The 16,064-nt window shown below is 33.8% G+C and carries 10 protein-coding genes; 4 read left to right on the plus strand and 6 right to left on the minus strand.

Going from position 1 to position 16,064, the window contains the following annotated elements:
- Together H2O64_RS10820 and H2O64_RS10825 are read right to left on the minus strand one after the other, a co-directional pair.
- Window positions 1-301 (minus strand): hypothetical protein (locus H2O64_RS10820; RefSeq protein WP_187562220.1); only part of this gene is annotated, 301 nt, incomplete at its 3' end.
- Window positions 302-382: 81 nt separating this feature from the next.
- On the minus strand, window positions 383-766 hold the full coding sequence (locus tag H2O64_RS10825; RefSeq protein ID WP_187562221.1) for a hypothetical protein: 384 nt from the start codon (window positions 764-766) through the stop codon (window positions 383-385).
- Window positions 767-2,530: 1,764 nt separating this feature from the next.
- On the opposite strand from H2O64_RS10825, the gene H2O64_RS24285 reads away from it, so the two are divergent.
- The 3 genes from H2O64_RS24285 (at window position 2,531) to H2O64_RS10840 (ending at window position 6,912) form a co-directional block, all read left to right on the plus strand.
- Window positions 2,531-4,333 (plus strand): helix-turn-helix domain-containing protein, encoded by a 1,803-nt coding sequence (locus tag H2O64_RS24285; protein ID WP_187562222.1) that lies wholly within the window; start codon window positions 2,531-2,533, stop codon window positions 4,331-4,333.
- 116 nt (window positions 4,334-4,449) lie between these two features.
- The gene (locus H2O64_RS10835) at window positions 4,450-4,611 is read left to right on the plus strand and encodes a hypothetical protein (protein WP_187562223.1); all 162 of its coding nucleotides are present in this window, start codon (window positions 4,450-4,452) and stop codon (window positions 4,609-4,611) included.
- A gap of 123 nt (window positions 4,612-4,734) precedes the next feature.
- Entirely contained in the window at window positions 4,735-6,912 is a 2,178-nt protein-coding gene (locus H2O64_RS10840) for a prolyl oligopeptidase family serine peptidase (protein WP_187562224.1), read from the plus strand.
- A gap of 203 nt (window positions 6,913-7,115) precedes the next feature.
- On the opposite strand, the gene H2O64_RS10845 is transcribed toward H2O64_RS10840, so the two are convergent.
- Both H2O64_RS10845 and H2O64_RS10850 read right to left on the minus strand, forming a co-directional pair.
- Window positions 7,116-8,525 carry a DUF5689 domain-containing protein gene (locus H2O64_RS10845; protein ID WP_187562225.1) on the minus strand — a complete coding sequence of 470 codons (1,410 nt, stop codon included), beginning with the start codon at window positions 8,523-8,525 and terminating at the stop codon, window positions 7,116-7,118.
- Between the two features lie 60 nt (window positions 8,526-8,585).
- The gene (locus H2O64_RS10850) at window positions 8,586-11,366 is read right to left on the minus strand and encodes a TonB-dependent receptor (RefSeq protein ID WP_187562226.1); all 2,781 of its coding nucleotides are present in this window, start codon (window positions 11,364-11,366) and stop codon (window positions 8,586-8,588) included.
- Between the two features lie 137 nt (window positions 11,367-11,503).
- Between H2O64_RS10850 and H2O64_RS10855 the strand changes: the two genes are divergently transcribed.
- Entirely contained in the window at window positions 11,504-12,553 is a 1,050-nt protein-coding gene (locus tag H2O64_RS10855; protein WP_187562227.1) for an endonuclease/exonuclease/phosphatase family protein, read from the plus strand.
- Window positions 12,554-12,691: 138 nt separating this feature from the next.
- On the opposite strand, the gene H2O64_RS10860 is transcribed toward H2O64_RS10855, so the two are convergent.
- The gene (locus H2O64_RS10860; protein ID WP_187562228.1) at window positions 12,692-13,132 is read right to left on the minus strand and encodes a hypothetical protein; all 441 of its coding nucleotides are present in this window, start codon (window positions 13,130-13,132) and stop codon (window positions 12,692-12,694) included.
- Between the two features lie 103 nt (window positions 13,133-13,235).
- On the minus strand, window positions 13,236-15,968 hold the full coding sequence (locus H2O64_RS10865) for a TonB-dependent receptor (RefSeq protein ID WP_187562229.1): 2,733 nt from the start codon (window positions 15,966-15,968) through the stop codon (window positions 13,236-13,238).
- Window positions 15,969-16,064: the final 96 nt, after the last annotated feature.

Genomic DNA, 16,064 nt, shown 5'->3' on the forward strand with positions numbered 1-16,064 from the left:
CTGCACTGATAGAACTTCCGATGAATGTTTTTTGTGTAAACTTAGTATCATCATGTGTTTTGTTTCTGAAAATCCAGATTCCACGTGCTGCAGTTTCTTCATTAATATGACCGCTAATGCTAATACGCTCTGTTAGTTGGTCCAATCTGAATACGTCTCCGTCTTCTAAGGCTACATTTTGTAATAAGAAGTTTCCATCTGCTAACTGTCTTACTGAACTTTCACTGTTTGTGTTTGTTGTGAAAGAGAATAACATTAAGCTTAACATTGCTAATACTGGTAAAAAGATTTTAGTTTTCATAATTTAATTATTTAATGGTTTGTATAATTTTTAAGTTTGATTTTTTGTAAATATGTATTGTAATTTGAAATGCGGAATAGATTATCTCTGCATGTAACGTTGCATCATTTCATTGATTTCCCCTTGAGCTTGTTCAACAACTTGTAAGTCTTCGCCAGTTAATTCTGCACTGATAGAACTTCCGATGAATGTTTTTTGTGTAAACTTAGTATCATCATGTGTTTTGTTTCTGAAAATCCAGATTCCACGTGCTGCAGTTTCTTCATTAATATGACCGCTAATGCTAATACGTTCTGTTAGTTGATCCAATCTGAATACGTCTCCGTCTTCTAAGGCTACATTTTGTAATAAGAAGTTTCCATCTGCTAACTGTCTTACTGAGCTTTCACTGTTTGTGTTTGTTGTGAAAGAGAATAACATTAAGCTTAACATTGCTAATACTGGTAAAAAGATTTTAGTTTTCATAATTTGATTATTTAAATGGTTTGTAATTATTTAATAGTTTGATTTATTACTTACTCTGTTTAAAGGCTTTTCAGTAACCGCCTCGAATACTATTGCAACAATATTTCATTTGCTAAACAACATCGTAAACATCACATTTTCAAATGATTACTATTGTGATTTATAAATACAATCACCTGATTTATAAATATCATGTAGGAGTTTTTTATCCGTTTTCACGTAAATACTGGCTTGACAGACGAAAGAAGCGTGATTTTTATAAATTCATAGACTTATAGTGTTCTTTTTGTTTTGCTTAAAAAACAGCGAAATACTAGTAAAATAGAGGATTACGAAGCCTTTTATTTATAAATACCACTTGTCGCAAACAGAAAATTGTGTGTGATTTTTATGTTTTCCGCGTTTTTTACTTCGATTTGAAAAAAAGGTGTCAAAAAGTGGTTTTTTTTGGTTGTTTTGAATTGCTTTTTGGAAAGAAATTGTCCTTTTTTCAAAGTTCTCGGTATTGATTTTTAGTTTTTCAGATCCTACGTGGGTTTTTGAGATGATTCTCTTGGAAAAGTGGTGTGAGTTGATCGTTTTCTATTGTCCATTTTGAAAAAAGCAATAATATATTCTGAGTTGCATCTGGCAGAAGCCAAAAAAGAAAGAACATTGATATATATTCTAGAAAAAACGATACTGGCTTTGTGATTTTTTTGAAGAAAACAACAATCTATAACGAGTCGCATCTGGCGGAAGCCAAAAAGTAAAGAAAAGCAATCAGTATTCTAGTAGAAAACTGTCTATTCTACGTCATTTTTTGAAGAAAGTATTACTATTGATGGACACTGTTGCCCGTATACTGTACAATGGGACAACAATTTTTAAATATGCTCGGTATTTGAAGTTGAGTTTCATTGTTTTCATTACCATGACTGAAGTTTTTAGGCACAAAAAAAGAGCACTGAAATCAGTACTCCTTTTTAGCTTCTATGATTTAAACATTTAATAGATCTGGTAGATATTTGAAATTTTTCATGCAGTATAATTTCCTGGAATAGGCACGGTATTTTTTAAAAAAAATTAAAACAATGTGTGTATCAATATCAGTACTCACATAGTTACCTATGGTAGGTACAACTTTTAAGTATGTATTGTGAAGGTGTTCTGTGAGTACTTTTTTTGTGTATTGATATAATTTTGTGATGATTTGACACATACTAATGGCTGCTTTCCCAAACAGCCATTAGCGTTGTAATCAAAGTATAGAAGCTGCAATTGCTAATAAATTAGTATTATAATTGCTATATCTAAAAGTTACTTAGGCTTTTTGACACGACCTCTAAGTCTTTAGCTTTTATTGCTTAAAGCTTTACCAATTACGTTTCATGGGTTTTATTTTTATAGTCTGATTTGTTGTTTTATAGTCTTTTTGGGATTGAACTATTTGTAGCTTGTTGTAATTTCATAATACAAAGTAATGACCTTATTTGCTATTTATCAAGTGTTTAGCATAGGTGTTTGTAAATATCATGCAACGGATTTATAAATCTCAACAGTATAATTTTACGTGAAACGACCACTATTACTTGCTTTACAAATAGATGTCCGTATTCTTTCAAAAAGTAATATCTTTAGGAGCGTTTATGGAGGTTTTATAAGAATATTTTGATTAGTTCAATAAAAATGTAGTTTTTATATTACAATTGTTAATGAATTTTAAACATTATATTTATTTTTTAAAACAGTTTTTATGCCCATTTCAATAAAAATCAAAGAAAAGTGAAAGATCACACCCAAAATTTAATTTCTTTTTCGTTCGTACCTACAAGAAAGTATCCTACCTACTTTCAATTGAGCATTATTTGTATCCTATTTGGTATCACTTCAGCATTTTCACAGGTAAGTTCTGATACTTTTGAAGCTATTAAATCCGATTTCGACGCGTCATCACAAAACTCTGAAGAAGCATTAAATGCAGCTACGTTATTTCTGGCGAAAGCCAAAGAAATTAATGATGTCGCACGAATTGTAGAAGGATATGAGTTGTTTGTTTCAAATTACAGTCATACTGCAAAAGCAATTTTTTATACGGATAGTATTATTTTGTTGACTAAGAATACGAAGCTTGACAATTATCCTGCGGAAGGGTATTTGAAAAAAGGAATCCAGTTATATTACAATTCTAAATACAACGATGCGCTGAATAATTTTGCCACTGCTAATGACATGGCGCTGACGAGCAAGAATATTAAACAGCAAATTTCCATTAAACATTATATTGGTTTGTTGAAGAATGTGAGTGAAGAACGAGAAGAAGCATTGAAGATTTTTCAAGATAATATTGGATTTATACGAAAGAACAATTTTGAAGATAAAGATCCTGAGCAATATTTGAAATCATTATTTGCACTGGCAGATTCATATAATAAAAATCGGGTGTTGGACTCTGCCGAAGTTGTACATCAACGCGGTATTAAAGCCAGCTTACAACATCCGAATCAGTATTTGTATCCGTGGTTTTTAACTTCTTACGGAATTACGTCTTATTATAAGGAGAATTACGCAACAGCAATGGACAGTTTGTTGAAAGCCACTGATTTCCTAAAGAATAACGAAAAAACATTATGCTCCAATTACCTTTATATATATAAGTGTTTGGAGAAACAAGGAAAAAATACAGAAGGACTTCGCTATTTGTATAAGGTAGATTCTATTTATGAGCAAAAACCAAAAGTAATTTTTCAGGCCAGAGATGCGTATGAGTTCTTAAATGCGGAACATAAAGCAGCAAATGATGCAAAACAACAATTGTCTGCTATTGAAAAGTTATTGGTCGTAGATGAAATTATTACAGAACGCTATCAAAACTTAGGGAAAAAGATTGTTCAAAAGTATGAAACACCATTAATTATATCTGAAACAGAAGAGTTATTGATTCAAAAAGAAGAATTGATCAGTCAGTTACAAGATAAAAACTTCTTATCTGAGAAAAAAGTCTTTGTCCTCATCATTGTTTCAGTGTTGTTAGTATTCATCATTTTTTACTTCTTCCGAAGAAATGTTGTTTATAAGAAACGATTTAATTCATTGATGGAGGAATATGAACAGAAGAAAGTTTTAAAAGAAAAAGAGAAAGAGGAGAAAAAGAAAGTGCCTTCTATTGAAAAAATACCTGCATCTGAAACTCAAAAAGAAGCTATCGGATTGCCAAAAGAAATTGTTGATGGCATTTTAGTAAAGCTGCAAAAGTTTGAAGATACACATCGATTTACCAAAAAGAATTACACACAAACAAAACTCGCAAAAGAGTTAGATACCAATAGTACCTATCTGTCAAAAATTATCAATATGACGAAAGGTATGAACTTTGCAAACTACATGAATGAGTTACGAATTGATTATGCAATTACGCAACTTAAAGAGGATAAAGTGTTCCGATCATATACAATTAAGGCCATTGCAATGGACGTTGGATTTAATAATGCACAGTCATTTTCCATCGCTTTTCACAAAAAAACGGGCATTAATCCGTCATACTTCCTAAAACAGCTTGAAAATCAAAAGTCTATTTCAAACAATTGATTACCAGTTTTTTACAATCTGTTTTCTATCGTGATATTTGTAAATATCACGATACTTCATTATAATTACGTATGGTTTTCTTATACATTTACATCGTAATCAAAAATAACTTACCCATGAAAACATTTAAAAGAAATTTAGGAAAATTAAGCTTAGCAAAATTAGTAATAGCTAAAGTAGGAAACGTACATAGTATATATGGAGGTTCTATCCCAAAAGAAACTGACAGCTGCCCAATAACATTTAGATGTGGAGGCGACACAATAGATACACAATAATATATAGAATTTTATATTTCTCTTTCCCACATTCATAAAATGCTATTTCGGATATCGTGTAAAATATCTTGATTTAGCATTTTATATTTTATTGCAACTCCTAAACCCTCTACTCATTAATTTATGAAATATCGATCTTTCATTTATATACTCATCTCCTTTGTATTAATTCAATGCAATACGAATAAGAATCGTCCTAAAGCTGCGCCTATAAAAACCGCAACAAATACGTATTTCTCAAAAAATATTGAAGATCCATATCAATACATGGAAAACTTAAAAGACACAACCGTATTGTCTTGGTTGTCTTCTCAAAATAAGTATGCAACTGATATGCTTCAAAATATTTCGGGACGCACACAATTATTGAAAAAGATTGAAGCGAATGATAACTTGCGCGCAGAAGCCGTGTTTGACTTAAAAATACTATCGCCCAATGCTTATTACTACTTGAAACATTCAAAAAACCATGAAGCCACTATTCTGTATTTTAGAGCAGGAATAGACGGGAAAGAAACTGAAGTTTTTAATTCGGAAAACTACAAATCCGATTCGCAACATACGTATATTATTAATTATTTTCAGCCCAGCTGGAATGGTAAAAAAATAGCCATTGGTTTTACAAAGAATGATGAAGAATTTTCGGAAGTTGTTGTGTATGATCTTGAAAAACAACAGTTTCACAAAGAAGTCATTGATCATTGTTGGCCATCTGAACTAGGCGGAATCAACTGGTTGGGAGACGATTCTGGATTTATCTATTTACATATTCCCGATATTGATACAACTTCACCAAATTATATTTTAAATACTGCAACCGTATTGTATCGTTTGGGCGAAAACCCAAAAGATTTACAGGTTATTTTTTCTAAAAAAACACATCCGCAACTTAATTTAACTGCTGCGGATTTTCCCATTGTGCATATTTTTGGAAAAGAACAAAAGTATATGTTTGGTAGAGTTGGCGGCATTGGCTTTAAAGATTATTATTATGCGCCAATAACCGAATTAACACAAGAAACCGTGACTTGGAAACCGTTGTTTCAGAAAAAACATAAGGTTGAAAAGTTTATTGCGTATGCAAATGATATTTACTTTTTAAGCGCACAAAAAGCGTCTAATTTCAGTATTTTTAAAACTAGTTTTGATCAGTTAGATTTTGACATGCCAACCGAAGTGATTCCTGCAGCTGAAGATCAAATTTTAAAAGATTTTACGATTACTACGGAAGGATTGTTTTATACAACTTCAAAAAACGGCGTACTTGCTAATTTATATTGTTTAAAAGATAAAAAAATAGACATCGTAACATTGCCAGAAGCTTCTGGAAGTATTAGCTTGGCTACTATTGGGACGAATTTTTCACACTTATGGATTGAGATTGAAAGTTGGGTGAGTCATAAAAACAGGTATCGCTATAACATACATACGAAAGCTTTTAAGCAAGAAAATATAACGCCTGTTGTAGATTATCCAGAGTTGCGTGATATTGTCGTAAAAGAGATTGAAATTACGTCTTATGATGGCGTTAAAGTACCTTTGTCCATCATTTACAAGAAAGGATTGGTGAGAAATGGTGAAAATCGTATGTTATTGAACGGTTATGGTTCGTATAATTGGATTAATGCGCCCATGTTGTATCCGTATTTACTGTATTGGATTTCCGAAGGTGGCGTGTATGCTGTTGCACATGTGCGCGGCGGCGGCGAAAAAGGTGAACGCTGGCATAAAGATGGATTTAAGTCAAAGAAGCCAAATACCTGGAAAGATTTTATTGCGTGTACTGAGTATTTAATTGATGAAAACTATACGTCTTCGGAACGATTTGCCGTTTGGGGCGGAAGTGCTGGCGGGATTACTATTGGTCGCGCTATTACCGAAAGACCCGATTTGTACGCAGCTGCCGTAATTAGAGTTGGTTTGTTGAATACGTTACGATCAGAAATTGCACCAAATGGTCAAAATAATATTAAAGAATTCGGAACGGTTAAAGATTCCTTAGAGTTTGAAGCGTTGTTGCGTATGGACGCGTATCATCATGTTGAAAAGAACACCGCATATCCAGCAGTGTTACTCACCGCAGGACTGAATGATTCTAGAGTTGCTGCCTGGCAACCTGCAAAGTTTGCTGCACGAATGCAAGCGGCAACAAATTCGGAGCATCCAATTTTATTGTCTGTAAATTTTGACGAAGGTCATGGTTTTGATCGCACCCAAAAAAGTAAGCGAGAAGAACTTGCAGATATTATTTCTTTTGCATTGTGGCAAACTGGAAGTGATCGGTATCGGTTGATTCAGTAGGTGTTAGGTTTTGGGGCGCTTCGCTTTTGGGTTTTAGCAAAATTAAAAATATACTGCTGAAAACTTATAGATTATTCAACAAACAGATTACTTCGTCGCTCACTTCTCGTGATAACTGAAAGTCCAACAATCTAAATATGTCCAAACAAAAAAGAGCGCTATTGCTAGCACTCTTTTTTTGATATATTGTATGTTTTGGAATCTTACATTCCAGTTACTTTTACGTCGTCAACGTGGTATCTTGTTTCTGCACCACCGGCAGCACCTAAATACTTGAATCCAATATGTACATCTCCATCTAAACAAGAAATGTTAACATCTGAAGGTACAAAACTACCAAATCCGCTTCCTCCAACTGGAATATTTGCGTCTAGTAATGACCATTCTGCTGTTGTTGGATCTCCAGTAAAGTCTGTTGAAACATATACTTCTAAGATTGTTCCTGTTTCAAAGTTAGCTGACACATTAAAAGATAATTCTTCTTCTGTTGTTCCGTCTAAGTTGATTGTTGGTGTTACTAACCAAACTTCCATAGGATCTTCTCCTGTACCGAAAGCAGATATTACCATGTATCTATCTCCACTGAATGAACCGTCTTCAAAACGCTCAGAACCACCTGAAACGTTTACGTTTGTCCATCCTAAAGCATCTAATTGTGCTTCGTTTGTGATTGATTCAAAATCTTCTTCAAAAACAGTTACTGCTGTAGAAGTTGGTCCTTGACAGTTTAAGATATCTGGATCGCAACGCGTAGTTTCTGTAAAATTAATATCAGCTAGCGTATTGATTACTAAAACGTTTGTATCATCCCCAAAATCTCTTGTGAAAATTCCTTGAATTGTTCCTTTGTTTTCATCAATTGTTAATGATTTGAAATCAGCAAACGTACTTGTTTGTAATACAATTGATCCACCAGCAACACATTCTTCAATGTTTCTGAATCCATCAAAACTATCAGAAGCTTCTCCTGCGTAACTTAATCCTAACTGGTTTAATCTGAATTGTACATCTTCTAATTGAATTAATGTATTTTCATCAGCAGCAGTTAATTCAGCAACCGTTGTAACTTTTGGTGTAATGTCCTCAACTTGTGTTCCACGTACTACGAAATCTTCTAATTCAAATGGTTGAATTTGATCGATATCGTTTCCATTTGGTTTTCCGATAGCATATACTCCATTTTCAAGTCCGATCGCTAAACCGTTCATTTTGATGTATACTTTTCTACCGAATCCGTAACTACTGAATAATCCAGCTTGGTTAATGTCTACACGAAAACCTAATCTTGGATCAGCAGCATCGTCAGATCCATCTGTTTTGTTTTGAATTACTAGTTCTTCAAAGAAGTTTCCAGCTTGGTCACTAGATATTACATATCCTTCAATAATAATTTCTGCTTCATCAAGCTCAATTACAGCAATATCGTCTCCGCTTGCTGCAGCTTGTTGGTATCTTGCTACCATGTTACTAAAAGTAGCGTTTGCAGTTAATCCTGGATCAACGACTGTTGTTCCTGTTGGAATTGCAAATTCATCATCTTGAACACAAGAAGTAATAACTAATCCCATGATTGCTGAGACAGCTATTAAACTAAATATTTTATTTGCTTTCATTTGTTCGATTTTATGTTTTTTGTGCACAACTTAAAGTTACGCAATATTTTTTTTGTTTTTTTAGAATCTAAAATATAAATTTAAGAAGTAAGTTCTTCCTCTACCGTACCAGTATCTGTTTCCAAATACTCTTGTTTCTAAAGCAGAATCATCTCTTAATTCTCTGAAGTTAGCGTTTCTTCCTTGCTCAAAACCACCAGTTTTGTATTCTTTACCAAATACGTTATTGATACTTGCAAATAAGCCAACATAATAGTCTCCTAACTTCCATGATTTTCCACCTATAAGATTTACAAGCATGTAATCATCAAATTGTTCTTGTCTTAATAATTCACGTGCCAATTCAGGGTCGTAATCATTGAATGGTTGTCCGTCAAAGTCAGTGTAGAAGTTACTACTTCTTTGTAATGGACTTACGTCGATGTAAGCATTAGAGAAGAAGTTCGTTGTAGCTCCAAACCACCAGTAATCTGGATCTCTATATTCAAATCCTAAAGAGAATGCTCTTTGTGGTCCACCAGCAACTCTATAATCTTTTAATGTTGATTCTCCTAAGTAACGTGTTCCGTCTTCAAAATCTTCAGAAGATAAATACAAGTCAGGATTGTTAGCATACGTATATTGTCCTAAAGACGCTACACCTTTTAACTTAATCGTAGATGTTGCTTGTACTTCAATTCCAAGTTCTGCACCGATGTGTTGTTTGTCAACACCTTGTAAAATTTCTTGAACAAATGCTTGATTGTCTCCACCAATTCCATCTGCAAAGAAGAAAGAGATTTCGTTCGCATCTTGCATTTTTGTATAATAACCAGTTAACCTAGCTTTTATTATTGGAGATCTGTAAATATAACTTGCATCAAACGAAGTAATTTTTTCTTCACTGATGTTTGGTACGATGTTATGATTTTCTCTTGAGTTAGAGAATGTATTACGGATTGATGGTGCTTTTGTAATGTATGCTCCATTAAAATCAAATAAATGACGACCTGTCAATTTATACGTTAATCCACCTTTTGCTCCAATTCCTGTAAACGATAGTTTTTCACCTTCTCCAAAAGAGTTATTGGCAAAACCACCATTTTGATATAATCCTGTACGTTGGTAGGTTGTATTTTCAACACTAGCAGCTACAAAGAAATCAACTTTTTTGTATTTGAATTGCGCTTGTGCAAATCCTCCAATTGTATTTGATTGAATTTCGAAGTTATATCTAAAACGATCTCCTACTCCTACCAATCTGTTTGGATTTCTGATATCGTTTTGTACGCCATTAGGATTTCCTACTAAGTCATCAGCAAAGTTGTCAACATCTAAATACGCTCTTCCACCAAGTAAATCTGTAATTTCTGCAAAATTTTCAGATGTTAATGATGTAAAGTTTGCACCTGCATTTATGGTAATGTTATCATTAATAGAGGTGTTTAATATTGTATTTGCTGTAAATTGCTTGTCATCCGATCTATCTTCATAAACGATGTTTATAGCGTTTCCACCTGCAACTAGGTTATTTTGGTTTGCACCATATAAAGCTGCCCAATCAATTTGTCCGTTGTTTATAAATTCCTGTTGTGCTCCAAACTCTAATGCTGGATTTTCAGGATTGTTTCTAGCAAAGAAACTTGGTAATTTTTGGTAATATGTTGGACTTGGGTTTACACCACTTCCAATTGGAAATCCACTAACGTCTAAGTCAGTTCCTCCAAAGTCTAAACGACCTCTTCCTTGCTCTCCAAATTGGTACGCAACACTTGTTTGTAACGACGTGTTTTCAGCAATATTCCAATTATGGTTTAACATTAAGATTGGTTCATCAACTCTACGCACTCTTGCGTTACGCTTTTTACCGTCTTGATATCCCCAAAAGTCATTGTATTTAATTCCTTTTAGATCAAATACTTCTTGCGTATTTGCTGAAGATTGTCCTCTTCTGTTTGGTGCATAAATTCCAGTAAAGTTAATGCTATGTCTGTCGTTCAATTTCTTTTCAACTGAAACGAATAAAGAATTTGCGTCGTAGAAAGTACCGTCGTTAAAACCTTCATCTCCCCATCTTCTTCCTGCAGAAACTGTATACGCCCATCCACTTTCAAGTAAACCAGAAGAATATGTTGCCATAATTCTGTTGGTATAACTTCTGTTTGATGACGAATACGTTACTCTACCACCTTCTCTATATTGAGAAGCTCTCGTATTGATATTTGTTGTTCCTAAGATTCCTCCGAAAGTATAATCGTTAGCACTTAGTCCATTTGTAAGTTCTTGATTTCTTACAACATCATTTAATCCTCCCCAGTTACTCCATTGTGGTCTTCCATTGAACTGCTTGTTCATTTTAATACCATTGATAAGTACTGTTCCATTTTCGGAATCTAATCCTCTTACTCTGAAGAAGGTTGCTCCAAATTCAAAAGCGGCAGTTCTTAAGTATATATCTCTGGAAGATTGTAGTAATCCTGAGATGTTGTCTGCTGCTGTAGAATCATCATTTAATTCATCATCGGTCAATGAAATAAGTGTAACATCTTCCTGAACGAACCTTTTTAACAGAATTGTTCCCAAGTCAATTGCTTGACCATCGACAACGGTTATTGGCATTCTCAAAATAGAGTATCCATCTTTAGTGAATACTATATCCACTTTACCCGCTGCAATATCTGTTAACTTAAAGACTCCAGATGCGTCCGTAACAACTTCTTTGTTATTGTTACCTGCAACTGAAACCAAAACATTTTGAATAGCATCGTCAGTATTGGCGTCAAGTACCTTTCCGGTAATTGTGTTTTGTCCACTGACAAACCAAACTGATAGCAATCCAAATAAAAAAATAAGTTTTTTCATACTGTAATTTGCAATTAATTATTATTGAGTTAAAAAAATCTTTAATAACGACGCGCAAATGTACATTTTTTATAATTAATACCTACTTTTGGTCTATCTTTTGCATAGATTGTTTAAGTTAACATAACATTCATTAAATGAAAAACCTTAAATCCCTAGTTATACTTGCTTTTTTACTAGCGTTTACCCATGGTTGGGCACAGAAAAAAAAGCAATTTAAAGTACAAACGATAGCTTTTTACAACGTTGAAAACTTGTTTGATACCATTAATGACCCACTGAAAGATGACGAAAAGAGTCCTATGATGGAAATTCAACGTGATCGTTCAAAGATTTATGAAGATAAAATTGCGAAACTTGCACGTGTTATTTCTGATATTGGCTATGATGTTACTAAAACATCACCTGCAATTTTAGGAGTCGCTGAAGTTGAGAATAAGAAAGTACTGGAAGATTTGATAAATCATCCAAAGTTGAAAGATTCTGATTATGGTATTATCCATTTTGATTCCCCTGATAAGCGTGGAATTGACGTAGGATTGTTATATAAACAAGATGTTTTTCAACCGCATAGCTTTTCTAAACATCCTTTATATTTATATAATGGTGATGATAAAAGAGTATACACAAGAGATCAATTGTTAGTTTCTGGTGTATTGGACGGTGACGAAATACATATTATTGTGAATCACTGGCCGTCACGTAGTGGAGGAGAAGCTAGAAGCAGACCAAAACGTGTGAAAGCTGCCCAATTGAATAAACGTATTATTGATTCGTTACAGAATGTTGATAAGAACGCAAAAATATTCACTATTGGCGATTTGAACGATGATCCTTTTAATGAAAGTATGAAAGGAGTACTGAAAACAAAAGATAAGCGTGAAGATGCGAAAGGAAAAGATTTGTTTAACCCAATGGAAGGTATGGCAAGAAAAGGACTTGGAACACTTGCATATAGAAATGGGTGGAATTTATTTGATCAGATTGTAATGACTGCTCCGTTGTTAGAGAAAGATTTTTCAGAGTATCGTTATTATAAAGCTGGAATTTACAATAAAACGTACTTGTCTAATAAACGTGGACGTTATAAAGGATATCCTTTTAGAAGTTTTTCTAGCGGATCGTATACTGGTGGTTATAGTGACCATTTTCCTGTGTATGTACATTTGATTAAAGAAGTAAAGTAGTGTTTAGATGTTAGACCGCTTCGCTGTTAGAATTGAGATATAAGACTTGTTTGGTATATCAATTTGAAAGCTGTGAAAATATAAAAAAATCCTTATCGTAACTGATAAGGATTTTTATATAATTTAAGTCTGTTGTGGTTATAAGTCTAACCATACTTTCCAAGGTAATCTAGATAATATTAATAGTAATCCTAAACCATAGAAGGTAGCAATTTTACCAAAAGCTCTCTTGTCTGTTTCTTGTTTTTTGTGCTTAGACCAACCAATTGTAATTAATATGATTGCTAAGATTCCCACAAAAGGATGTTCTAAAGCTAGTAATCGTTCTGCTGAACTCATTCCGCCCATTCCTCTTGATGAAATCATGCTCATTCCGAATGGAGACACGAAATAGAGAATTAATCCAATGACCAATTGTAAGTGTGTAAAGATGAGTGCGAATAGTGAGATTCGTAAGTCTTTGGAAACAAATTTTTTGTTGGTTGCAAATCCTATGATTGCGTTGACAACAGCTACAATTAAGATGAGAAGGACAAAATATGCCCAGTATGAGTGTAGTGTTTTTACAGTATCGTACATACGTTTAGTTTTAGTTGATAGACAAAGGTACTTATTTTTATGAAACAAAAAACCCTGTCAATTGACAGGGTTTTATATTTAGGGTCATTTTATACGTTCTTACTTAGAATGTATAACGTAAGCTAAAGTTCCATGTTCTTCCAAATCCGAAGAATGCTTTGTTGTCCGTGTTAATTCCGTCAAAAGTAGCATCACCTGGATCAGCAAAAATGTTTGTTTGAGATTCAGCAATGTATGTAGTGTTGAATAAGTTGTTTACATTTAATCTAAAGAAAATACTGTTTTCTTTTTCTTTTCCAACTAACCACTTGTATGACATACCACCTTCAAATAATGTATATGCTGGTAATTGTAATGAACCGTTGTTATCAGCTTCATCAAAATCTTCTGCTCTAATATCAGCGTATAAATCATCAGCTCTGAAACCAGCGATATCAAATTTTAAACGTTCTACTGGCTCAACGATTACAGCTAAACGCATTGTCGTTTGTGCAGCATTTCCAACTTTTACATCGTCTAAGAATAATGTATTCTCTCCTACAATAGTGTTATCGTTTGTGTCAAATGCAGGTCCAGAAACTGATCCTCCATATTCCCAATTACCAAAAGAAGCCATACCTCTGAAAGTTACCATATCTAATGGCTTGTATGTGAATTCTAATTCAACTCCTGAGTGAATTTGCTCAACACCTACTAAGCTTGAACGACCTTGAACGGTTTCCATAGGATCCGTTGGATCTGGGAATGTTCCGAATACTTGAATGAATCTGTCTTTCCAAGAAGTTCTGTATATGTTTACGTTAGCGTTGAATTTTTCAGACTTATATCCGTATCCTAATTCAAATCCTAATACTTTTTCGTTTACGTAATCTTGATTGATGTCATTTCCAAAGTCAAGAAAAACTGAATCAAATAAAGGTTGCTTAGAGTAGTAACCAGCATTACCAAATACGTTGTGGTTTTCGTCAATGTTGTAGTTTAATCCACCTTTGATTGTTCCACCTAAGATGTTTTCCCAGTCAGTACGCTGTCCTTCAGCAACTGTTACTGCAAATAAATCTTCTCTACTAAACCCTTGGTTAGATCCAGAGAACTGAACAAATGCAGAGATATCATCTTTCTTATATTCTAATTGACCAAAGATTCCTAACCAACGTACATAACCAATGTTATAGTAGTCAATTTTGTCTTCATCATCGATGTCTTTAAATACATTTACGATAGAACCAAAGTCAGAAGCGTATGTGTTTGTTAATACTCTGTTAGGATTGTTTACGTCATCATTATCTCTATATGCGTCAGCTCCTAATAAGTTGTCTAGTCTTCTGTAATGGAAACCTTTATAAGTTCTTGCATCAAATCCAACATCTAACGTTAAGTTGTCGTTTAATCTTGTATTTAAGTTTGCTAATAAACCAAACCAGTTATGAGAGTTTACAGAAGCTCTTCTTGAAATACCGTTATCTCTACTGTCATTGATGAATAAACCATTTTCTTGATCAGTTCTTTGGTATACGTTACCGTCAGAGAATGTTGTAGCTTGTCCACTGTTGTACTGTACAATTCTATCCCATAATACTTCACCATTTTGTTGATTTCTGAAGATATCACTTGACGCGAAGTTGAATCCTGGTAATCTTCCGATATCTCCAGTTCCACCACCTCTACCAAAAGAAGCGTATGCTACTGTAGATAATTTAGTATCGTCAGAAATGTTCCAATCCCAGTTTATAGATAATACTGGTTTGTGATAAAAGTTTCTTCTCCAGTTAAACTCTTCACCATTTAATGTACCATGGTTAAAGTTATATTTATCACCAAATTGTAAGTACTGACCAATTGTTGCAGCGTTAAAGAAACTTGTTGTTCTTTGGTTGTGAACCTGTGGCGCACCAGTTGCTGTAAATTGAATATCGTGTTTTCTGTCTTCGTCAGCCCATCCAAATCCTATGAAATAGTTGTACCCTTCAAAAGCAGTTCCGTTAATGTATCCGTCTCCAGCAGTTCTACTGAATAATCCAGTAAATGCGAATCCGTTGTCCATTCTTCCTGTTGAATACGAAGCAATTGTTTTTAAGTAGTTGTCGTTACCTAATGTAGTTCCAACAAATCCACCTTCGTTTCTTTCAGTTGTTTTTGTTACAATGTTTAATGTACCACCAACAGAAGAGATTGCTAATTTAGAAGAACCTAAACCTCTTTGTACCTGAATTGCAGAAGCAACATCAGCTAAACCAGTCCAGTTACTCCAGAATACACGACCGTTTTCCATATCGTTTACAGGAACACCGTTTACTAATACCGCAGTGTTTACTTGATCGAATCCACGAATGTTGATTCTTGAATCTCCAAATCCACCACCAGATTTTGTAGCATACACAGATGGTGTAGCATTTAATAATTCTGGAAGTTCTTGGTTACCTAATCTTTCAACAATTTCCTCAGCTCTAATTGTAGATACTGCTACTGGAGTTTCACGCTCTTTCGCGATATCAACAACACCAACAATTACTACTTCATCAAGAGAGTTGTTAGAAACTAATGTAATAGTTCCTAAGTCTACTGTTCCACCAGTTACATTGAAAGTTACAGTTTTTGTTCCAAATCCTACATAAGATACTTCAATTGTACCTGTAGCACTTTTTACGTTTAATTTAAATTTCCCATCAAAGTCGGATGATGTTCCATTTGTTGTTCCCTTTACAACTACACTTGCACCTGGTAATGGTCCTGTTTCAGAATCTACCACTTTACCTGTAATTGTTCCCTGAGAAAAAGCAACAGATGTTACTAAAAACATCGCTACTACAAAAAACAAATTGTTAATCGTTTTCATAAGTTTTATTAGTTTATTTAATGCCGCAAAAATCGTATTTATTGTGCATGCATATATTAAGCGAATGTTAAATGTTTTAACATTTTATCAAATTTA

This window comes from Kordia aestuariivivens (assembly GCF_014397005.1).
Classification (GTDB): Bacteria; Bacteroidota; Bacteroidia; order Flavobacteriales; family Flavobacteriaceae; genus Kordia; species Kordia aestuariivivens.